This is a genomic window from Amycolatopsis echigonensis (assembly GCF_002846615.1).
Taxonomy (GTDB): domain Bacteria; phylum Actinomycetota; class Actinomycetes; order Mycobacteriales; family Pseudonocardiaceae; genus Amycolatopsis; species Amycolatopsis echigonensis.
This window is the reverse complement of sequence record NZ_PJMY01000003.1, coordinates 5,772,170-5,791,882: the sequence shown is the minus strand read 5'-3', so window position 1 is coordinate 5,791,882 and position 19,713 is coordinate 5,772,170. Positions and strand designations below refer to the sequence as shown.

Annotated in this window: 26 protein-coding genes and 1 pseudogene; 12 read left to right on the top strand and 15 right to left on the bottom strand. The window is 71.7% G+C overall.

What is annotated here, in order from left to right; all coding sequences use genetic code 11:
• Window positions 1-35: 35 nt before the first annotated feature.
• From ATK30_RS32525 to ATK30_RS32485, 10 genes and pseudogenes are all read left to right on the top strand, one after another.
• A complete protein-coding gene (locus tag ATK30_RS32525; RefSeq protein ID WP_043840315.1) occupies window positions 36-305 on the top strand; it encodes a hypothetical protein in 270 nt (89 codons plus the stop codon).
• Window positions 302-1,177: an AAA family ATPase gene (locus ATK30_RS32520; protein WP_043840318.1), complete on the top strand. Its 876-nt coding sequence runs from the start codon at window positions 302-304 to the stop codon at window positions 1,175-1,177. Before ATK30_RS32525 ends, ATK30_RS32520 begins: the two co-directional genes overlap by 4 nt.
• Window positions 1,170-2,327 carry a vWA domain-containing protein gene (locus tag ATK30_RS32515; RefSeq protein WP_244194797.1) on the top strand — a complete coding sequence of 386 codons (1,158 nt, stop codon included), beginning with the start codon at window positions 1,170-1,172 and terminating at the stop codon, window positions 2,325-2,327. The genes ATK30_RS32520 and ATK30_RS32515 overlap by 8 nt, the downstream gene beginning before the upstream one ends.
• A gap of 15 nt (window positions 2,328-2,342) precedes the next feature.
• Complete coding sequence (locus tag ATK30_RS32510; protein WP_043833785.1) at window positions 2,343-2,651, top strand: hypothetical protein; 309 nt, start codon at window positions 2,343-2,345, stop codon at window positions 2,649-2,651.
• A 10-nt stretch (window positions 2,652-2,661) separates the two neighbouring features.
• Complete coding sequence (locus tag ATK30_RS32505; RefSeq protein ID WP_051172422.1) at window positions 2,662-3,132, top strand: hypothetical protein; 471 nt, start codon at window positions 2,662-2,664, stop codon at window positions 3,130-3,132.
• An 80-nt stretch (window positions 3,133-3,212) separates the two neighbouring features.
• Window positions 3,213-3,383 (top strand): annotated as a pseudogene (locus ATK30_RS47340) (helix-turn-helix domain-containing protein); the annotation flags it as partial.
• Between the two features lie 33 nt (window positions 3,384-3,416).
• Window positions 3,417-3,740: a helix-turn-helix domain-containing protein gene (locus ATK30_RS46510; RefSeq protein WP_101438641.1), complete on the top strand. Its 324-nt coding sequence runs from the start codon at window positions 3,417-3,419 to the stop codon at window positions 3,738-3,740.
• A complete protein-coding gene (locus ATK30_RS46505) occupies window positions 3,737-4,408 on the top strand; it encodes an IS3 family transposase (protein ID WP_244194796.1) in 672 nt (223 codons plus the stop codon). The genes ATK30_RS46510 and ATK30_RS46505 overlap by 4 nt, the downstream gene beginning before the upstream one ends.
• A 197-nt stretch (window positions 4,409-4,605) precedes the next feature.
• A complete protein-coding gene (locus ATK30_RS32490) occupies window positions 4,606-5,733 on the top strand; it encodes an IS110 family RNA-guided transposase (RefSeq protein ID WP_244194795.1) in 1,128 nt (375 codons plus the stop codon).
• A gap of 80 nt (window positions 5,734-5,813) precedes the next feature.
• Window positions 5,814-6,182, top strand: a complete 369-nt coding sequence (locus ATK30_RS32485; RefSeq protein ID WP_244194767.1) for an IS3 family transposase — start codon at window positions 5,814-5,816, stop codon at window positions 6,180-6,182.
• Between the two features lie 86 nt (window positions 6,183-6,268).
• On the opposite strand, the gene ATK30_RS32480 is transcribed toward ATK30_RS32485, so the two are convergent.
• Genes ATK30_RS32480 through ATK30_RS32445 form a run of 8 tightly spaced genes read right to left on the bottom strand, consistent with a single transcriptional unit; the run spans window position 6,269 to window position 11,327 of the window.
• Window positions 6,269-6,667 (bottom strand): hypothetical protein, encoded by a 399-nt coding sequence (locus tag ATK30_RS32480; RefSeq protein ID WP_051172424.1) that lies wholly within the window; start codon window positions 6,665-6,667, stop codon window positions 6,269-6,271.
• Between the two features lie 3 nt (window positions 6,668-6,670).
• Window positions 6,671-6,958, bottom strand: coding sequence for a hypothetical protein (locus ATK30_RS32475; protein ID WP_043833786.1), 288 nt, complete (start codon window positions 6,956-6,958; stop codon window positions 6,671-6,673).
• A gap of 1 nt (window position 6,959) precedes the next feature.
• The gene (locus ATK30_RS32470) at window positions 6,960-7,208 is read right to left on the bottom strand and encodes a hypothetical protein (RefSeq protein ID WP_043833788.1); all 249 of its coding nucleotides are present in this window, start codon (window positions 7,206-7,208) and stop codon (window positions 6,960-6,962) included.
• An 11-nt stretch (window positions 7,209-7,219) separates the two neighbouring features.
• Window positions 7,220-7,447: a hypothetical protein gene (locus ATK30_RS32465; protein WP_043833789.1), complete on the bottom strand. Its 228-nt coding sequence runs from the start codon at window positions 7,445-7,447 to the stop codon at window positions 7,220-7,222.
• A gap of 14 nt (window positions 7,448-7,461) precedes the next feature.
• Entirely contained in the window at window positions 7,462-7,713 is a 252-nt protein-coding gene (locus ATK30_RS32460) for a hypothetical protein (protein WP_043833791.1), read from the bottom strand.
• A 29-nt stretch (window positions 7,714-7,742) separates the two neighbouring features.
• Entirely contained in the window at window positions 7,743-8,324 is a 582-nt protein-coding gene (locus ATK30_RS32455; RefSeq protein ID WP_043833792.1) for an SRPBCC family protein, read from the bottom strand.
• A 13-nt stretch (window positions 8,325-8,337) separates the two neighbouring features.
• A complete protein-coding gene (locus tag ATK30_RS32450) occupies window positions 8,338-10,752 on the bottom strand; it encodes an aerobic carbon-monoxide dehydrogenase large subunit (RefSeq protein ID WP_081684914.1) in 2,415 nt (804 codons plus the stop codon).
• Window positions 10,749-11,327, bottom strand: a complete 579-nt coding sequence (locus tag ATK30_RS32445; protein WP_043833794.1) for a (2Fe-2S)-binding protein — start codon at window positions 11,325-11,327, stop codon at window positions 10,749-10,751. Before ATK30_RS32445 ends, ATK30_RS32450 begins: the two co-directional genes overlap by 4 nt.
• Window positions 11,328-11,557: 230 nt before the next feature.
• On the opposite strand from ATK30_RS32445, the gene ATK30_RS32440 reads away from it, so the two are divergent.
• A complete protein-coding gene (locus tag ATK30_RS32440; protein WP_037366834.1) occupies window positions 11,558-12,763 on the top strand; it encodes an IS110 family RNA-guided transposase in 1,206 nt (401 codons plus the stop codon).
• Window positions 12,764-12,771: 8 nt separating this feature from the next.
• Here ATK30_RS32440 and ATK30_RS32435 read toward each other — a convergent pair whose 3' ends face one another.
• From ATK30_RS32435 to ATK30_RS32425, 3 genes are all read right to left on the bottom strand, one after another.
• Window positions 12,772-13,650, bottom strand: a complete 879-nt coding sequence (locus tag ATK30_RS32435; protein WP_101438640.1) for an FAD binding domain-containing protein — start codon at window positions 13,648-13,650, stop codon at window positions 12,772-12,774.
• A 12-nt stretch (window positions 13,651-13,662) separates the two neighbouring features.
• Window positions 13,663-13,962: a hypothetical protein gene (locus ATK30_RS32430; RefSeq protein WP_043833798.1), complete on the bottom strand. Its 300-nt coding sequence runs from the start codon at window positions 13,960-13,962 to the stop codon at window positions 13,663-13,665.
• Between the two features lie 143 nt (window positions 13,963-14,105).
• Window positions 14,106-15,065, bottom strand: a complete 960-nt coding sequence (locus ATK30_RS32425; protein ID WP_198545251.1) for a LysR family transcriptional regulator — start codon at window positions 15,063-15,065, stop codon at window positions 14,106-14,108.
• 26 nt (window positions 15,066-15,091) lie between these two features.
• Here ATK30_RS32425 and ATK30_RS32420 point away from each other — a divergent pair, with 26 nt between their 5' ends.
• Window positions 15,092-16,045: a LysR family transcriptional regulator gene (locus ATK30_RS32420; protein WP_043833800.1), complete on the top strand. Its 954-nt coding sequence runs from the start codon at window positions 15,092-15,094 to the stop codon at window positions 16,043-16,045.
• Here ATK30_RS32420 and ATK30_RS32415 read toward each other — a convergent pair.
• From ATK30_RS32415 to ATK30_RS32400, 4 genes are read right to left on the bottom strand one after another with little or no spacing between them, the layout of a single operon-like run.
• Complete coding sequence (locus tag ATK30_RS32415) at window positions 16,002-17,312, bottom strand: vWA domain-containing protein (protein ID WP_081684915.1); 1,311 nt, start codon at window positions 17,310-17,312, stop codon at window positions 16,002-16,004. The two genes, ATK30_RS32420 and ATK30_RS32415, sit on opposite strands and share 44 nt — an antisense overlap.
• Window positions 17,309-18,181: an AAA family ATPase gene (locus tag ATK30_RS32410; RefSeq protein ID WP_043833802.1), complete on the bottom strand. Its 873-nt coding sequence runs from the start codon at window positions 18,179-18,181 to the stop codon at window positions 17,309-17,311. The genes ATK30_RS32415 and ATK30_RS32410 overlap by 4 nt, the downstream gene beginning before the upstream one ends.
• The gene (locus tag ATK30_RS32405) at window positions 18,178-18,792 is read right to left on the bottom strand and encodes a nucleotidyltransferase family protein (RefSeq protein ID WP_043833803.1); all 615 of its coding nucleotides are present in this window, start codon (window positions 18,790-18,792) and stop codon (window positions 18,178-18,180) included. Before ATK30_RS32405 ends, ATK30_RS32410 begins: the two co-directional genes overlap by 4 nt.
• On the bottom strand, window positions 18,789-19,694 hold the full coding sequence (locus ATK30_RS32400) for an XdhC family protein (RefSeq protein WP_043833805.1): 906 nt from the start codon (window positions 19,692-19,694) through the stop codon (window positions 18,789-18,791). Before ATK30_RS32400 ends, ATK30_RS32405 begins: the two co-directional genes overlap by 4 nt.
• Window positions 19,695-19,713: the final 19 nt, after the last annotated feature.

Genomic DNA, 19,713 nt, shown 5'->3' with positions numbered 1-19,713 from the left:
CGGCCTACCGTGAAGGGCCCGATGAGAGGAACGACATGAACGACGACGCGGACCCCCGGCCCCCGGGCGACGCCGCCTCCGACGTGCTCCGTTCGATCTGGCAGGTCGACCGCGACAACGCCTCCGACGTCGGCGAGCTGTGCGGCAACACGACGGTGTGCCGCAACATGAAGGACGTCAGCTTCGAGGAGATGGTCGGGCAGGGCACCGACCTGCGGACCGCGTGGCGCGAGCAGCTCACCCGCGACGGCAAGCTGAACACCTCCGACGGCACCATCGGCGACATCGTCGCGGGCCGCCGGTGACCGGCCCGGTCACCGGCCTCGCCGAGTTGACCGAGCGGCTGAAGGGCGTCGGCTACCTGGCCGACCGCGGCCTGTCCACCGCCGCGTACGTGTCGCTGTCGCTCGGCCGGCCGCTGCTGCTCGAAGGCGAAGTGGGCGTCGGCAAGACGGAGATCGCCAAGGCGCTCGCGACGGTGCTCGGCCGGAAGCTGATCCGGCTGCAGTGCTACGAAGGCATCGACGTCCACCAAGCGCTGTACGAGTGGGACTACGCGCGCCAGCTGCTGCAGATCCGCGCCCTCACGGGCAACGACCTGGGCGGGGAGGAAACCGTCGCGAACCTCTACGGCCCGGAGTTCCTGCTTGAGCGGCCGCTGCTGGAGGCGGTGCGCGCGGGCGGCTCGGCCGTGCTCCTGCTCGACGAGATCGACCGCGCCGACGACGAGTTCGAAGCGTTCCTGCTCGAACTCCTCTCCGACTTCCAGGTGAGCATCCCGGAGATCGGCACGATCCGGGCGGACAGCCCGCCGCTGGTGGTGCTGACCTCCAACCGCACCAGGGAACTGCACGACGCGCTCAAACGACGCTGCCTCTACCACTGGGTGGGCTACCCGGACGCCGATCGCGAGCTGGAAATCGTGCTGACCCGCGCCCCCGGCGTCCCCGAGGTGCTCGCCCGCAAGGTGGTCGCCGCGGTCAACCGGCTTCGCGAACTCGACCTGGCCAAGCCGCCCGGCGTCGCGGAGTCCATCGACTGGACGCGCACGGTCGAGGTAGTAGGCGGTCACGACCTCGATCCGGGGATCGCCGCGGACACCCTCGGCGCCGTGGTGAAGGACCGCGACGACCTCGACCTGGTCTACCCGCAGCTGGAGCGGGTCGTCGGTGGCTGAGGACGCCGGTTCCGCGACGGGCGCCGGCTTCACGCGGACGCTCGTCGGCTTCGGCCGCGAACTCCGCCGCGCGGGCCTGCCGGTCGGCACCGGCGACATCATGACCTACGGCGCGGCGGGCGCCCTGCTCAACCCGGCCGACCTGGTCGACCTCTACTGGGCCGGGCGCACCACCCTGGTCACCCGGCGCGAGCACCTCCCGGTCTACGACGTCACGTTCCGGCGCTACTTCCTCGACGAGCCGGACGAACCCGAGGACCCGCCGCCGTTCTCGGTGCAGCAGCGGGCGGAAGCGAACGCGACGCTGCAACTGCCGGACCCGGAGCACGGCCCGGAAGGCACCCCGGAGGACGAGCGGCAGGCGCGGATGGGGCTGGTGGCCTCGGCCGCGACCACGGCTCGGCACCGCTCGTTCGCCGACTGCACGCCGGAGGAGCTGGCGGTGCTGCGCCGGATCATGCGAGGCATCCGCCTGGTGCCCCCGCGCCGCCGCTCGCGCCGCACCCGGCCGGCCCGCGCCGGGCGCACCCCCGACCTGCGGCGGGTCGTCCGGTCGGCGGTGCGCCGGCACGGCGAGCCCGGCGAACTCGCGTGGCGCGCGCGGCGGCTGCGCGCCCGGCCGCTCATTCTGATCCTGGACGTCTCGGGGTCGATGGCCGACTACTCCCGCGCGCTGCTGCAGTTCGCCCACGGCACCAGCCGCTCCGCGCGCAAGGTGGAGGTCTTCTGCTTCGGCACCCGGCTGACCCGGATCACCCGGCAGCTCGACCGCCGCCGCCCGGACGACGCGCTCCGCGCCGCCGCCGAACGGGTCGTCGACTGGGAGGGCGGCACCCGGATCGGCGACTCGCTCGCCGCGTTCGTGCGCGACTGGGGCCGGCGCGGGATGAGCCGGGGCGGGATCGTGGTGATCTGTTCCGACGGGCTCGACCGCGGGTCCCCCGAACACCTCGACGGCGCGCTGCGGAAACTGACCCGGTTGAGTCACCGGATCGTGTGGCTCAACCCGCACAAGGGCGACCACGGCGAAGACTGGGTGCCGAGCAGCCTCGGCATGATGGTCGCGGCGCCCTACATCGACGAGCTGCTGTCCGGGCACGACCTGGCCAGCCTGGAGAAACTGGCCGCGGTGCTGCCGCGGCTGCGATGAGGCGAGGAGACGAAGATGCCGAGCTGGAGCGTGACCGTCGAGGCCGACGGCGATCGGCCGTTGGGCCGCGAGGAGATCGTGGCGCTGGCCGACGCCGTGGCGCGGCACGACGGGGTCGCCTCCGGGATCGGCCAGCAGACCTACGGCGTCCAGATCCTCGTCGAGGCGCCCAGCCGCGACGAGGCGGCAGAGCGGGCGAAGGAGCTTTTCGCCGAGGCGGTCAGGGAGGCGGGCCTGCCCCCGTGGCCGGTGTCGAGCTTGATTCCGATGTCCGAACAGGACGAACTGGAGGAGCTGTTCGCCCACGAGCAGCGCGAGGCGTGAGCAGGCCCCGATGATCCGTCTCGGTACGCTCGCCGGCTACTCGTTCGAAGGACCCCGGGTCCTCGCCGGATGGACCCCGCCCTCCGCGAGCGGGGTGTACGCGATCTTCTACCCCGATCCGGGCCGTCCCGGATCGGAGCGGCTCGCGGTCTGCTACGTCGGGCACACCGACGACTTCACGACCGCGGGCTTCCCGTTCCGGCATCCGGCCGCGCCCTGCTGGATCGCCCGCGCCGGCACCAAGTTCCGGCTCAAGATCGCCACGTTCGAGGTGCCCGGCGGCACCGCCGCGCACCGGGAGCAGATCACCCAGGAACTGATCGCGGTCTACCGCCCCAGCTGCAACGAACAGCAGTACGACCAGGCGTGGGAGCGGCACTGGATCGGCGATTACGACGCGCCGAACACCACCGGCCCCCTCACGACAGGACTCACCCCAGACCAATCGCGGCGCACACCCCGCCTCGGCCGCGAGCCCTGACCCACCCGCATTTCGCACGCGGAAAGTCCGTGAGGGGAGCCCTGAAGGAATCTGATTCCTTCTGAACTGCGCCCCGGGAGTTGGACTGGGAATCCAGTTCCGGCTGTCCGGGGAGTGGTTCGTTGCATCCACGCAGTTCGTTGTCTGAGTGGCAGCGGGCGTCCGCTGTTGCGTTGTTCGAGGACGGGTATGGCGCGAAGGCCGTGGCGTCCCGGTTGGGGGTGTCGGCGGGTGCCGTGCGACGCTTGCGTGATCGTTGGAGGCTGCGGAGCGCGGGAGCGCTGATGAACAAGCCAGGCAGGCGGTCGTTCGGGTTCGAGTTCAAGCTGGAGGTCGTGCGCCGGTATGTCGGCGGCGAGGCGACCGCGGCCGAGCTGGCGCGCGAGCACGGCCTGTCCTCGCCCAAACTCGTGGAGAACTGGGCGCGGGCGTATCGGCGCGAGGGCGAGGACGCGTTGCGGCCCAAGCCGAAAGGCCGTCCGCCCGGTGTCGCGGACTCGCCGGGTCCCGGCGAGCTGGAGCGGTTGCGGGCGGAGAACCTGCGGCTGTCGGCGGAGAACGCCTACCTAAAAAAATTGCGGGCCTTGAGGGAGCAGGGGCGAGGGTGAAAACCCAGGCCGTCGCCGCCCTCAAGGCCGACTATCCGCTGCCGGTGCTGCTGGCGGTCGCGGGCCTGGCCCGGTCGACGTTCTTCTACCACCAGGCCCGCCTGGACCGGCCCGACCCGCACGCCGGGCTCAAGGCCGCGATCGCCGAGGCGTTCGAGGCCGCCCGCGGCCGCTACGGGCACCGGCGGATCCACGCGGTCCTGGCCCGCGACGGCTGGCGGGTGGCGAAGAAAACCGTGCGCACGCTGATGAACGCCCTCGGCCTGGCCTGCCAGGTCCGGCGGCCGCGCCGGTGCCGGTCCTGGCCCGGGCGGCCCGGCACGACCGCGCCGAACCTGCTCAACCGCCAGTTCAACGCCGACGCCCCGGACACCACATGGGTCACCGACGTGACCGAGTTCCGCATCCGCGACCGCAAGCTCTACCTCTCGCCCGTGATCGACCTGTTCGACCGGTCCGTGGTCGCCTACGCCTGCGGCCCGTCCCCGACGCTGGAGCTGACGAACTCCTCGCTGCGCGCCGCGATCGCGACCCTGCCCGCCGGAGCCCGCCCGCTGGTGCACTCCGACAGTGAGACTGTTTCTGCCGGTGTTGCCCCGGGTTTCCCGGCCCGCGAGAGGGACGGACGCGGGAGGATGCTGGTGCCGGGCGCTCCGAGAGCTTCCTGACCCTCACTCCGATCGACGAAGTGTTGTCTTTCCTCGGATCTGTCGGTTGCTCTGGGAGCGCCCGGCGAGGCGCTACGCCTCGCCGTCGGGGTGACCTAAGGAGAGCCTGCGCCACCAGGCGCTCATCACTGTCTTGTCCGCCGGTTCGGTCGATGCGCGGCGCCGCCCTGCCCATCGAGCGGATCGGAGAGGACGACATGACCAGCATTGCGCATGCTGCGCGAACGGGCCAGACCCGGGAGTCGGCAGCATCCGGGAAGACCGTGTACGCCGGCGTGGACACGCACAAGGAGCTGCACGTGGCGGCGGTCGTCGACGACGGCGGGACAGTACTGGGCACGCACAGTTTCTCCACCACCCGCGCTGGCTATCGGGCTCTGACGGCCTGGATCGGCGAACACGGCCGGCTGGCCCGCATCGGCGTCGAAGGGACCGGCTCCTACGGCGCCGGGCTGACCCGGCACCTGGCGAAGGCCGGTGCGACCGTTCTCGAGGTCGACCGGCCGGACCGCTCCGATCGCCGCCGCAGGGGCAAGGACGACGACCTGGACGCGATCAGCGCCGCCCGGGCGGCGCTGCACAACCGCCGGACCGCGATCCCGAAGTCCAAGGACGGAGCCGTCGAGGCGCTGCGGGTCCTGCGGACGGCACGAGCCCAAGCGGTCCGCGAGCGGCGAAACGCCTTGCAACTGCTGCGAATGACGATCGTCTCAGCACCGGACGAGGTGCGTGACCAGATCCGCAACCTCACCCGCATGCAGCTGATCCGGGTGGTCGCCGCCTGGCGTCCGGACGTGTCGAACGCCGCCGACCCGATCGGCGCCTACCGGGTCGCGCTCAAGTCGATGGCACGTCGCTACCTCGAACTGACCGACGAGATCGCCGACCTCGACGACCTGATCAACCCGCTGGTCGAGGCACTCGCGCCGCAGCTGCTCGCGCGGCTTGGCATCGGCGTCGAGATCGCCGGACAGCTGCTCGTCACCGCTGGCGACAACCCCGACAGGATGACGTCGGAGGCAGGGTTCGCGATGCTCTGCGGCGTCGCGCCGCTGCCCGCGTCATCCGGGACGACCCAGCGCCACCGGCTCAACCGCGGCGGGGACAGGCAAGCCAACCGCGCCCTGCACCTGGCTGTCGTCAGCCGCATCCGCCTGGACCCGAGAACCCAGGCCTACCTCGCGCGCAAGACCGCCGAAGGCCACTCGAAGCTCGAGATCATCCGTTGCCTGAAGCGCTATCTCGCCCGCGAGGTCTACTACCTCCTCAACCCCGGCCAACAACGGATCGCCCGCCGCCCCTACCGCCGCCACACGGCCACCTGACCCCAAACTCTGCCGGCACCTCCGCGTCGCCGCCGCAACCGCCGGAGCGCAGGCGCGGTCACGATGGAGCACCCCACCGGATGAACGACCTTGACCGCGCCGAGCACCGGCACACCATCACAGGCGAAGGAGCCAGCCACCCCACGGTTGACAAACAGGAGAGCATCCAGGGCTTCCAATACCAGCACGCCTCCTGGCGCACCCTGCTCGCCGACGCCGGCCTGACCCAGTCGATGTCCCGCCGCGCCACCTGCCTGGACAACGCCGTCGCCGAGAACTTCTTCGGCCACCTCAAAGAAGAACTCTTCCACCACAACACGTTCGACACCGTCGACACGTTCACCACGGCACTGCACGACTACATCGACTGGTACAACACCACCCGCATCTCCACCACCCTCGGCGACCTCAGCCCAGCCGAATACCGAGCCCAGACCCTCGCCGCCTAACCTCTACATAACCAGTCCAACTTCCGGGGCCCAGTTCATTCAGGGCTCCCCTCACGGACGGCTGCGGAAAAGGAGCGCGCCTGTGGTCAGGCGCCTGAGCGCGGCGGGCCGTGGCCCGCGGCGGCGGGCACGCCCTCGGGGCGGTAGCCCACGCCGTCATGCAGACGCGAGCGGCGAGTGCCCGAAGCCGGACGCGCGGGCAGGCGGTCGTCCGGGTCGGGATCGCGCCGCGGCGAGACGCCGGTGACGATGCCCTCGGCGAACCCGTAGAGCAGCGGCAGCGCGCCCGCGACGACTCCGCCGGTGCGGTTGATGTGGTCGAGACCGGGCCGGATCGGCTCGGCGTTCGCCTTGATCGCGCGCACCAGCTCCGCGCACTCCTCCAGCAGCGCCGCGACCCGGGTGAGCTGGCCGCCGACCACGAACAAGTAGCCGGCCAGCACCGCGATCAGCGCGACGATGACGAGGACGCTCGTCAGGACCATGGCTCAGGACCTCACCTTCTCGTAGACCCGGCCGAGGAACAGGTGGTGCTTGAGGCCCTCGCCCAGCACCGCCTCGACCCCCGCCGCCGTCTCGGCGATCAGGGCCGTGTCTTCGGTGTTGGCGGCGGCCGCCTTGAGCTTGTCGCGTACCTTCGTGACGCGTTTCTCGATGGTGGCGACCAGCACGACCAGGACGGTCAGCAGCCCGGCGACCGCGAGCACGACCACGATGCCGCCGATGTTGGCGATGGTCCAGAGGGTTTCGTCGGTTTCGGTGAGCGCGAGGCTCATGTCAGCCACCCAGCCTTTCGCGTCCGCGCCGCAGGCCGGCGACGATGACCCCGGCGTGGTCGATGGTGGTGCGCAGCCCGGACAGGGCGGCGGTGTTGGCGACGGACTCGGCGAGCGAGTCGTCGATGTCGCCCGCCTGGCGGCCGATGCGGCGGGCCAGCAGCAGGATCGGCACCACGAGCGCGACGACGACGAGAACGACGACGATCGCGATCACGTAGCCGAGGGTCCATCCGGCGGTGGAGCTCATCGGAGGCCTCCTCAGATCGTTTCGGTGAAGTCGCGGACGGGCTTGAGGCTGGCGTTGACCGACGGCACGACGGCGGGCACCGGCCGGGTGCGGTCCGCGATCACGCGGACCCCGTCGATGACGCCGTCGAGAGTGGCGGCGGTCGCCCTCAGGTGGAAGATGACGCGGGTCAGGCCGAGTGCGGCGGCCGCGATGATCAGCGCGGCGAGGACCAGGGTGACCCAAGCTTCGGCAGGCATCCTCAGTACTCCCCTCAGCCCAGCAGCTTCGCGACGGAGCCGCCGTACCGCGCGGCGCCGACGGCGACCTCGCGCACCGTCCGGTCGGTCACCGCCAGCTGTTCCGGCACGCCGTCCAGCTCTCCGGCGAGCGCACCGCCGCCGGCGAGGATGTCGTCGGCCGCGCCGCGGATGCGCTCCAGCGCCGCCAGCACGCGGTTGAGCAACGCGACCAGGATGGGCACCACGGCCACCAGCAACAGCGCGTTGCCGATCCACCACAGCATCGGGTTCTCCTTCGATTGAGAGCGGAGCCTCAGCGCGGCTGGGGCTGGTAGGGCAGGAAGAAGCGGCTGAAGACGCGCAGCAACGCGAGCTTCACTGCCTGCAAGCCGATCGCGAGACCGCTCGCCGACTTGGCTTCGAGCTTGGACAGGTCCTCGCCGCGCTCGATCGCCTCGATCCGCCGCTGGGCGTTGTCGGCGAACTGTCCGATCAGGACGGACGTCACGTCCGAAACCATGCCGCGGCCGTACTGCGCCGCGGCGCCGGACAAGGTCAGGTCGATCGAGAGATCCACCTTGGTGCCCTTCGCGACCGACAGCAGCTGTGCGGTGAGCATCAGCGAGGCGTTCCCTCGGCCCTTCTCGTCGGAGCCCGCGCCGTCGACGACCAGCTTCTTCGCCGCGTCGTCGCGTTCGAGCACTTTGGCCAGGCCGCCGAAGGCCAGCTTGACCGGGCCCATGCTGATCATGACCTTGCCCTTGTACTGGTCGTCGCCGAGGTCCTCGTTCAGGTCGGCTCCGGGCAGGCTCGCCGCGACCTGCGGGATGTCGTTGAAGAACGCCCACACCTTGTCGATCGGCTGCGGCACGACGACGTCTTTGTTGATGAGCATCGCGCGGCTCCTCTCAGTCCGTCTTCACCGGCGGCGCGCCGGACACGTCGACGCCCTTGGACAGGGCTTCGTAGACCCGGTCCGGCAGCATCGGCATGTCGACGTTGCGCACACCCAGGTGCGAAAGCGCGTTGACCACCGCGTTGACGAAGGCCGCGGGACCGCCGACGGTGGCGCACTCCCCGACGCCCTTGGCGCCGATCGGATGGTGCGGCGAGGGCGTGACGACCTCGTGCAGCTCCCAGCCCGGGGTCTCCCAGGCGGTGGGCAGCAGGTAGTCCATGAAGTTCGAGCCGACGCAGTTGCCGTCGGCGTCGAAGGTGATGAACTGCATGCTCGCCATCGCGTAGGCCTCGGTCAGGCCGCCCTGGATCTGGCCCTCGACGATGAGCGGGTTGATCCGGACGCCGCAGTCGTCGACGGCGACGAACCGCAGCACGTCCCACACCCCGGTCTCGGGGTCGATCTCGACCGTGCAGACGTACGCGGCGAACGGCCAGGTCAGGTTCGGCGGGTCGTAGTAGGAGACCGCTTCCAGGCCGGGTTCGAGTCCGTCGGGCATGTTGGAGTACGCCGCCAGGCACGCTTCCTGGATGGTCACTCCGCGCGAGGGCTGGCTGCGCACGTAGAACCGGCCGAGTTCCCATTCGACGTCCTCTTCGGACACTTCGAGCAGGTGCGCGGCGATCTTGCGGGCCTTGGCCTTGACCTTGCGCGCGGCCATCGCGATCGCGGCTCCGGCCACCGGCGTGCTCCGGGACGCGTAGGTGCCCATGCCGAACGGCGCGGTGTCGGTGTCGCCCTCCTCGACGACGATGTCGTCGGCGGGCAGGCCCAGTTCGTGGGCGACGATCTGCGCCCACGTGGTCTCGTGGCCCTGGCCCTGGGTCTTCGCGCCGGTGCGCAGCAGCGCCTTGCCGGTCATGTGGACCCGCAGTTCGGCCGAGTCGAACATCTTGATGCCGAGGATGTCGTACTCGCGGCTGTTGCCCGCGCCGAGCGGCTCGGTCATCGTCGAGATCCCGATGCCGAGCAGCCTGCCCCGCTTGCGGGCCTCGGCCTGTTCGACGAGGAAGCCCTCGTAGTCGATCTCCTTGAGCGCCAGGTCGAGCGCCTTGCCGTACTGGCCGGAGTCGGTCAGGAAGCCGTACGGCGTGCGGTGCGGGAAGTCGTCGTCCTTGACCAGGTTGAGCCTGCGGAACGCCGCCTGGTCGATGCCCGCGTCCTCGGCCGCGGCCTGGACCATCCGCTCCTGGAAGAACATCGCCTCGGTGACCCGGAACGAGCACCGGTAGGCGACGCCGCCGGGCGCCTTGGTGGTGTAGACGCCGCGCGCCGCGAGGTGGGCATACGGGACGTCGTAGGCCGCGAACGCCGAGTGCATCAGCCCGATCTTGAACTTGCTCGGCTGCGCGTCGGCGAAGAACGCCCCGTGGTCGGAGGTGGTGTTCATCTTGACCGCGAGGATCTTGCCGTCCTTGCGCATCGCGACCTGGCCGTCGAGGTAGACGTCCCGGCCGAACCCGGTCGAGATCAGGTTGCCGGTGCGGTCCTCGACCCATTTGACCGGACGCTCGGCGAGGATCGAGGCGAGGATCGCGACGACGTAGGACGGGTAGACCGGGACCTTGTTGCCGAAGCCGCCGCCGAGGTCCGGCGAGATGATCCGGATCTGGTGCTCGGGCAGTTCGGCGATCAGCGCCACGGCGGCGCGCACGATGTGCGGCGCCTGCGTGGTGAGGTAGACCGTGAGCTTCCCGGTCGACCGGTCGAAGTCCGCGATCGCCCCGCAGGCCTCCAGCGGGGAGGGATGCGAACGCGGGTAGTGCAGCTTGACCCGGGACACGACATCGGCCTCGTCGAAGGCGCGCTCGGTGCCCGCCTTGTCGCCGACCTCCCAGTCGAACACGACGTTGTCTTCCTGGCCGAGCTTGTCGTCGCGGATGAGCGGCGCGTCGGCGGCCAGCGCCTGCTCCGGGTTGACGACCGGCGGGAGGGGCTCGTACTCGACCTGGATCGCGGTGACCGCGTCCTTCGCGATGTACGGGTCGTCCGCGACGACCGCGGCGACCTCCTGGCCCTGGAACCGGACCTTGTCGGTGGCGAGCACCGCCTGCGTGTCGTAGCTGAGGGTGGGCATCCACCCGAGGTTGCGGGTCGCCAGCGCCTCGCCGGTCAGCACCAGGCGCACGCCGGGGATTTCCCAGGCCTTCGAGGTGTCGATCGACTTGATCCGGGCGTGCGCCATCGGGCTCCGCAGCACCTCCATGTGGAGCATGCCGGGCAGCACGACGTCGTCGAAGTAGTTGCCCTTGCCGCGGATGAACCGGTTGTCCTCCACGCGACGGCGGCTGGCGCCGAGGCCGCCCAGCTTGATCTCGTCCAGCGGCGGCGGCGCCGTCGGCCGTGGTTCTGCCGTCTGGGTCACCGGTGTGCTCCGTTCTGCTGTGCCGCGGTGTAGTCCGCGACGGCGTTGTGCGGGTCGTCGCCGCGTTCCTTCGCGGCGGCCCACAGCACTGCTTTGACGATGTTCTGGTAGCCGGTGCAGCGGCAGAGGTTGCCCGAGAGCGCGAACCGCACTTCGTCCTCGGTGGGGTTCGGGTTCTCGTCGAGGAGGGCGCGGGCGGACAGCATCATCCCGGGGGTGCAGAAGCCGCACTGCAGGGCGTGCTCGTCCTTGAAGCCCTCCTGCACCGGGTCGAGTTCGCTGCCCTTCGCCATGCCCTCGACGGTGGTCACGTCGCGCCCGTCGGCCTGGACGGCGAGGACGGTGCAGCTCTTGACCGGCTTGCCGTCCAGCAGCACGGTGCACGCGCCGCAGTTGGTGGTGTCGCACCCGGTGTGCGTGCCGGTGAGCTTGAGCCCCTGGCGCAGGAAGTGGGCGAGCAGCAGCCTCGGCTCGATGTCGGCCGTGCGCCGCCTGCCGTTGACCGTGACCGTGACGCGGTTGACCGGGACGTCGTCGGGAACGGGCTCGGCGATTTCGTCGAACAGGCTGGTCATCACGCCCTACCTTCATGACGTGCCGCCGGTCGTCCGGAATGATCGGTGGGCGCGGGCGGGATCGGCATGGCTTTCATCACGCTGCTCCCCGATGGCTCAGGTGGCTCCGCCACCGGTCCCGCCACCTTGTTCTGACCGCTGATTAGGCGCTGCGGACCATCGCTATGTAGGGCGTTGACGGCGGAATGAGGTTGCCGCGCCAAGCCGTTCGCTGAAGGACCGGAGGAGCCGTGACGCTGGTGGCGGGCATCGACATCGCCAAGGAATTCCATTGGGCCGCAATCGTTGTGGCTGAAACCGGGCGGGAGCTTGTATCGCGGCGAGTGGACAATGCGCCCGACGCCATCGGCGAGTTCATTGCCGAGCTCGCCCAGGCCGCCGCCGAGCACGGTCCGGCGACAGTGGGCATCGACGTGCTGGGCGGAATCGCGGGCCTGGTCACCGCGATGCTGCTGGACACCGAACACCGCTTGGTGCACGTGCCCGGCCTGACCGTGAACCGCTCCCGCCACGGCACCCGCGGCGGCGAGCACAAATCCGACCCCCGCGACGCCCGGGTCATCGCCGACCAGCTGCGGCTGCGCGAGGACTGGCGGCCGGTCACCGGCGACGACGAGCTGACCCTCGACCTGCGCCTGCTGGTCTCGCGCCGCAGCGACCTGGTGACCGAGCAAACCCGCCGCATCAACCGGACACGCGACATGCTGACCGGCATCTTCCCCGGCCTGGAGCGAGCTCTGGACCTGACCAACCTCGGGGACCTGCGCCTGCTGACGCGCTACACCACACCGGCCGAGATCCGCCGGGCCGGACGAGCCCGGATCACCGCCTACCTGCACCGCAACGGGGTCCGCAGCGACCGCGCCGACCGACTTGCCGCTGCCGCGCTCGAGGCCGCCGGACACCAACGCGTGCGGGTGCCCGGCGAAACCCGCACCGCGCAGTTCGTGCGCGAGCTGGCCAACGATGCGCTCACCACGCGCGCTCGTCTGTCCGCCGTGGATTCCGAGATCGCCGAGGTTCTTGACCAGCACCCTGACGCGGCCCTCGTCCGGAGCCTGCCCGGAATGGGGGCCACCCTCACCGCCGAATTCCTGGCCGAAGCAGGCGACCTGGCCCGATTCGCCGGCGCTGACGCGCTCGCTGCCGCCTCGGGCCTGGCTCCTGTGCTGCAACAGTCCGGGAAGATGCACTACCTGCGCAGAGCCACCGGCGGCGGCAAGAACCTCAAACGCGTCTTCTACCACTCCGCGTTCTGCGCTATCCAAGCCGACCCGGCCAGCAAGGCGTTCTACGCGCGCAAACGAGCCGAAGGCAAACGACACCAACAAGCCCTCATCGCACTCGCACGCCGCCGCGTGACGGTTCTCTACGCGATCCTGCGCACCCGCCAGCCGTACCAGGCCAACCACACCACAGTCACCCCTGCCGCTTGACAAAAGCATTAGACAGCCGCCCTTTCTTGATCGGTGCCAATGCCGGCCAGGATCCGCCGGACGAAGGTGTGCACGACGTGCCGCTTGTACTCGGCGCTGCCCCGGTGGTCGGATTTCGGGTTGGCGGCCTCGGCCGCGAGGTCCGCGGCGCGGGCGACGGTGTCGGCGCCGATCGGCCGGTCGAGCAACGCGCCCGCGGCGGCCTCGGCGTTGATGGTCGCGCTGCCGACGCCGGTGAGCGCGATGCCTGCCCGGACCACCCGGCCCCCGGCCAGTTCCAGGCCGACCGCGGCGCCCGCGGTCGCGAAGTCGCCGACCCGGCGCTCCAGTTTGAGGAAACCGCCGGCGACCGACCCCTTCGGCGCGGGAATCCTCGCCTCGATCGCGATCTCGTCGTAGGAGAGCACGTTCTGGAAGGGCCCGGTCACGAAGTCCTTGACCGCGATCGTGCGCCTGCCTTCGGGGCCGTACGCGACGACGGAGCCGTCGAGCGCGATCATCACCGCCGCCCAGTCGCCCTGCGGGTCGGCGTGGCACACCGAGCCGACCAGGGTGCCGCGGCTGCGCACGATCGGGTCCGCGATCAACGGCGCGGCCGCCGCCGCGGTGGGCTGGCGCCTGCCGATTTCGGCGGAGCGTTCGAGCATGCCGTGCCGGGCGAGCGCACCGATCCGGAAGGATCCGTCCGCCTCGACCTCGATGCGGTCGAGGCCCGGCAGGTTGTTGATGTCGACGAGGATCGAGGGGCTCGCGAACCGCAGTTTGAGCAAGGGGATCAGGCTCTGGCCGCCGGCCAGCACCTTGCCGTCGCTCTCGGCCTTCTGGAGCAGTTCGACGGCCTCGTCGAGCGCGCGGGGCGACGCGTAGCGGAAGCGTCCGGGGTACATGCGGGCTCTCTCCTAGCTCGTGGGGGCGCCGTCCGGGCCGTCGATGGACAGCCTGCGGCGGGGGACGTACTCGGACTGCGGGTCCGGCACGGCGACGGGCCCCGCCTCGGCCTCGGCGGGATCGGGCCGGGGCTGCTGGTGCGGCGGCCACGGGCCCTGCACCGGCTGCCCGGCGATCTTGAAGAAGTCGACCAGCTGCGAGTACGCGAAGATCGTCGGCGAGACGCCGGTGCCCTCGCGGGGCGCGTTCTCGATCAGCTCGTAGATGCGCGGATTGCCCGGACTGTGACCGTCGGACTCGATAGCCGGCATGGGTGCGGCACCTCCTGCTGGATCTCGGCGCAGCAGCCCCGGGGAGCGCCGTCGCCACCTGAGATCCCAACCTCCCAGCGCGCACGTCGTGCGTCTATTCGCGGCTAAGCGAACGCTGAGTGCGGTCGAGGGCGCGACGGGGGTCAGGACCAGAGGGTCACGTGGACCGCCGGGCGGAACCGGCCCACGCCGGCCCCTCGGCGCTGGAGCATCGCCCTCGTCGCCCGCGGCGTCGCGACGAAGCGGCACAGCTCCGCCGCGGACGAGGGCGCCCGGTCGCCGACGAGAGTGGCGATGCTCCACCCGCCGCGGCCGCTCAGCAGCGGTCCTTCGACCCGGGCGAGCGCGCCGTTTTCGAGATCTTCGGTCACCGCGAAGCGGACGGTGAGCGCGACTCCGTGTCCGCGCTTGGCCTCCTCGATCGCCGCCGCGTGGCTCTGGAAGATGCGCTGCCGCTGCTCGGGCACGCCCAAGCGGCGCAGCATCTCGGTGACCGTCCCGCCGCGCTCCATCGCCGACGGCCCGAGCAGCCAGGGCTGTTCCCGGAGCAGGCGAACCGACGGCGGCGAACTCACCGCCGGATGCCGCGGCGCCGCGACCGTGATCACCTCGTAGTTGAGGAAGTGGTTGCTCTGGACGTCGCGCCCGCCGAGCTGGTCCCGGGGCGCGATCACCACGTCCAGGCTGCGGGTGACGAGCAGGGTCTCGAACCGCCCGCTCCCGTCCGTGCTGAGCTCGACGTCGAGGTCCGCGGCCCGCTGGGTGAACGCCTCGATCAGCCCCGGCGCGGCGTATTCGGCGAAGAGTCCGGAGGCCCCGAGCCGGAGAAGGCGACGGCCCCGGCCCGCCTGTTTCACCTCCTGTATGGTGCGGTCGCGCAGGCCGAGCAGCTCGACCGAACGGCTCGCCAGCCGCAGTCCGCCCGGGGTGAAGGCGAGGCCGGAACCGGTACGGGTGAAGAGCGGGTCGCCCAGTTCCTTCCGGAGCTGGCCGACGTGCAGCGAGACCGCTGCTTCGCTCACGTCGAGTTCGGCCGCGGCCGCCTTGACCGAGCCGAGCCGCGCCACCGCGGAATACGCTTTGAGCTGCGACGGAGTCATCATCGGGTGAACGTCCTAGGAGTGAGTGGGTGACGATCCCGCAACTGCGCGCCTTCGCCGCCGTCGTGCGGTACGGCTCGGTCAAATCGGCCGCGGCGGCGCTCGGCGTCTCGGAGTCCACCGTTTCCATGCACGTCGCCCAGCTCCGCAAGGAACTCGGCGATCCGCTTTTCACGCGCACCGGTTCCGGACTGGCGTTCACCCCGGGCGGGTTGCGGCTGGCGAGCCGTTCGGTCGAGCTGCTCGGGCTGCAGAACCGCACCGTGGAGGAGATCGGCCAGGCCGCACAGGGGCTCCGGCTGCTGCGTGTCGGCGCGACGTCGCTGTTCGCCGAACACGCGGCGCCGGGGCTGATCGAATCCTTCACCCAGCGCGCCACGGATCTCGAAGTCGAGCTGAGCGTGCACCAGGCGAGCGAGTTCGAGGAACTCCTCCGGACCAGGGCGATCGACGTCGCGATCGGGCCGCCCGCCGCGAGCCCCCGCCCGGGCCTCGTCCAGCGCGCCTTCCTGGCCTACGACGTCGAGGTCGTCACCACGCCGGACCACCCGCTCGCCGGGCGCCCGGTCTCGGCGGCCGAGCTCGCCCGCGCGACCTGGCACCTCGGCCCGTCCGCGGTCGGCCCGGCGGGTGCGATCCCGGCGATGCTCCAGCGGCTGCGTGTTCCGGAGTCGCATCAGCGGATCTTCCAGAGCGAGGCCTCGGCGCTGGAGGAGGTGCACCACGCCGCGGCGGTCGCCCCCGCGGTGGTGTTCTCGGTCTCGGCCAACCTGGCCGCGGGCAGGCTGGTGCGGGTGACCGGGCAGGGCACGAAACAGCGCGGGGTCTGGGTCGCCTCCGCCCGCGAGGAGGACCGCGAGCAGACGAGCGCGGAACTGCTGCGCTTCCTGCAGACGCCTCGGGCCACCCAGGCGATGATCAAGGGGTCCGGGGTGCCCATCAGGAGGTTCCGCCCCGCGGTCTACGTGACGCTGTGGAGCTGAGCTCGTCGACGACGCCGGCCAGTTCGGCCAGCGTCGCGGCGGGGAGCACCGAGTCGCAGTGCGGCAGCGCGGCGGCCATGCCGCCGACGAGCGGCCGGTAGCCGGGTTCTCCCGCGCGCGGATTGATCCACACGACGCGGTGCGCGCGGCGCGCGATCCGGGCCATCTCCGCCGCGAGCCGCTCCGGCGGATCGGTGTCCCAGCCGTCGGACGCGACCACCACCACGGCGCCGCGGAGCAGTTCCGCATGGGGCGAGCGGATCAGGGTCCGCAGGCTCGAAGCGATGCGCGTGCCGCCGTACCGGTCGCCGACGAGCAAGCTCGCCTCGGCGACCGCCTCGGCCGGAGTGCGCCGCCGCAACGCGGGCGAAAGCCGGGTGAGCGTGGTGCCGAACGCGAAGGTCTCCCCCGCCTCCACCGAGGCGGCCCGCATCAGGTGCAGGAACGCGGTGACATAGGGCCGCATCGACTCGCTCACGTCGCACAGGACCACCAGCCTGCGCGGGCGGTGCCGCGGCCGGGTCCGGACCAGGTGCAGCGGCTCGCCTCCGGTACGCCGCCAGCGGCGGGCCGTGCGCCGCAGGTCGAGGCGGCCGTATCGGCTCGCTTCCCGCCGCCGGGTCCGGCGCCGGTGCGCGGCGTCGCGCAGCCGGGCCCCGAGATCGGCCAGCATCCGCTCGTCGAGGTCGTCGAACGAGGCCGGGGCCGCTCGCGCTGCCGCCCACCCCGGGGCGGGCACCGGGACGGCCCGCCCGTCGGGACGGCCGGGCCCGCCGGCCGCGGTCTGGCGCGGACGCGTCACCCACGGCACCGCGCCCTCCGTTTCCGTCCCGGCCGGGGCGTTCGGCACGGCGCGGCGCGCGGCGGCGGGCCGGGTCGCCGCCAGCGTTGCGCCGGGCGCGGGCGACCCGCCGGACGGGACGCCGACGAGATCGTCGAAGACCCGGTCGTAGGCGGCGAGGTCGCCGGGACCGCACACGAGCGTGACCCTGGCGGTCCAGTACAGCCTCGAACGCCGGTCGCCCGGAGCCGCGAAAACGCCCGGCAGCGCGGCGGTCAAGGCCGCCGCGCCGCGCGGGTCGGCCGCCACTCCCGCCTCGCGGAGGCGGGCGAGGAGCAACGACGCCAGTGCCGCCAAGTCGGGCCGGTCCGGCCGTTCGGGACCAGGTGCGGCGGGGACGGCCGGGTCCGCCCGATCGCCCGCGCGCGGCCGGTTCGCGGCGCCTTTCCCTGCCTCGCGGCCGGAAAGCTCTCGGCCTGAGTTCATCCCAGCGCTCCCTCCCGGATGGCGCGCCCGACCGCGGCCAGGTCGTCCGGGGTCTTGGCGATCGCGCCGAGCGAAGGCGCCACGGAGGCGGGATCGGGGACGTCCGCCCCGAGCGCGGCGAGCACCCGTGCCCAGTCGATCGCTTCCGCCATTCCCGGCGCCTTGTCCAGGTCCAGCTCCCGCAGGCGGCTGACGCCGCGGCCGATCGCCGCGACCAGGTCCCCCGACGCGTCCGGGACCCGGTGCCGCAGGATCGCCGTGACCTGGTCGGGCCCGGGGAAATCGATCCAGTGGTAGAGGCATCGGCGGCGCAGTGCGTCGTGGAGTTCGCGAGTGCGGTTGGAAGTGAGCACGACCACCATCGGTCCCGCGGCGCGGACAGTCCCGAACTCGGGAATGGTGATCGCCCGTTCGCCGAGGAACTCCAGCAGCAGTGCCTCGAACTCGTCGTCGGCCCGGTCGATCTCGTCGATCAGCAGCACCGGCGGCACCGGCCCGTCGTGGCGCAGGCAGGCCAGCAGCGGCCGGTCTTCGAGGAATCGCTCGCTGAACAGGTCTTCCTCGCCGATGGCCGAACCCTGGGCCTCGGCCAGCCGGATCGCGAGCAGCTGCCGCTGGTAGTTCCACTCGTAAAGCGCCTCGTGCGGTCCCAGCCCCTCGTAGCACTGCAACCGGTGCAACCGCGACCCGAGCGCGCGGGCGAGCGCGGCCGCGGCGCCGGTCTTGCCGACGCCCGGCTCTCCCTCAAGCAGCAGCGGCAACCCGAGGTCGACGGCCAGGTGCAGGGCAGTCGCCAGCCCCTCGTCGACCAAGTGGTCCTCGGCCAGCAGTGCGCGTCGCACCGCGTCGGGACTGTCGAGGCGGGTCACCGCGCCTCCCTCGCGCCGCCGACGAGCCGCTCGTAGTCGGCCCAGGTGTCCACGTCCGGCGGCACCGGCCCGGCGGCGCGATGGACCGCGAGGTCGTCGCCCGCCCGGTCGACCAGCTTCCAGACGCCCTTGTCGCCGTGCAGGGTCGCGAGTTCGCCGAACAGCTCGCGGCCCAGCCAGAAGGGATGCCCGATACCGTCGTCATACGCCGTGACGCCGATCGGGCGGTGCGCCGCGACCGCGACCAGCGCGGCGACGTCGGCGGGCCGCACCGTCGGCTGGTCGCCGAGCAGAAGTGCGACGCCGTGCGCGCTGTCGTGCACGGCCGGGAGCGCTGCCGCGATGGACGACGAGCATCCCTCGCCGTACGACGGGTTGCGCACGACCTCCGTGCCGGACAGGTCCACCGTCTCCTCGACCTGCTCGGCCGCCCCGCCGAGCGTCACGAGGAGCTGGCCGAACCCGCATCGGCGGGCGGTCGCGAGAGTCGCGTCCAGCAGTGTGCCGCCCGCATAGGGCAGCAGCTGCTTCGGCCTGCCGAGCCGGCGCGAGCCGCCCGCCGCCAGTACCAGGCCCGTCACCCGGCCGAGAGCTGCTCCGTCCCCGGTCATCCCACGCTCACGCTGTGCTCGGCCTTGAACGCGTCGCGGCAGCCTGGGCGGCAGAAGTAGTAGTCGGTCCCGTCGACGTCGAGATGGATCGCGTCCGGCGCGACCACGACGTTCATGCCGCAGACCGGGTCGGTCGCGACCGCAGGCCGGGCGGACGGCGGCGGCTCCGAGCCCTCGTGCCCGGCGGCGTCCCGGGCGCGCAGCACGGACACGATCTCGGCGAGGATCGACAGCGCGATCTCCTCCGGCGTTCCCGCGCTGATTGGGAGACCGGCCGGGGTGTGCACCCGGGCCCGCTGGTCCTCGTCCAGCCCGGTCTCGTCGAGCACGGCGTGCCCGCGCACCGTGCTCGCCACCAGTCCGACATACGGCACCTCGGCGGCCAGCGCCGCCCGCAGGTCGTCGGGCTCGGGACCGCCGTGCCGGGCGATCACCACCGCGGCCGCCCCGGCGGCGGTCGCGCCGTCCTCGTCGCTGGTCGCCTCGTACCCGACCGCGCCGGCGAGGTCGGCGACCGCCCGGGCGATGGGCGAGGTGCCGACGACGTGGACGACCGGCGCGGGCAGCACCGGCTCAAGGTAGATCTCCACCGCGCCGCCGGACAGGCAGGGGTTGACCTCCACCCGGGCGCCATCGGTCGCGGGGAACTCCGGACCGCCCTCCGGCAGCACCCGCAGCAGCAGGCTGGCGCCGTCGCGGAGCACGTCCAGCGCGGCGAGCTTCACCGAGGCGAGGGTGCACTGGCCGCCGACGAATCCCTCGAGGGTGCCGTCCTCCAGCACGATCGCGTGGTCGCCGGTGCTCACCGACGTCGGCGCCGCGGCACGGACGACAGTCGCGTGGACGAACGGCCTGCGGGCCGCGACCAGTTCGGCTTGGCGCCGGGCAAGGTGTGTGTTCATCGCGCTCCTCCTTGAGCGG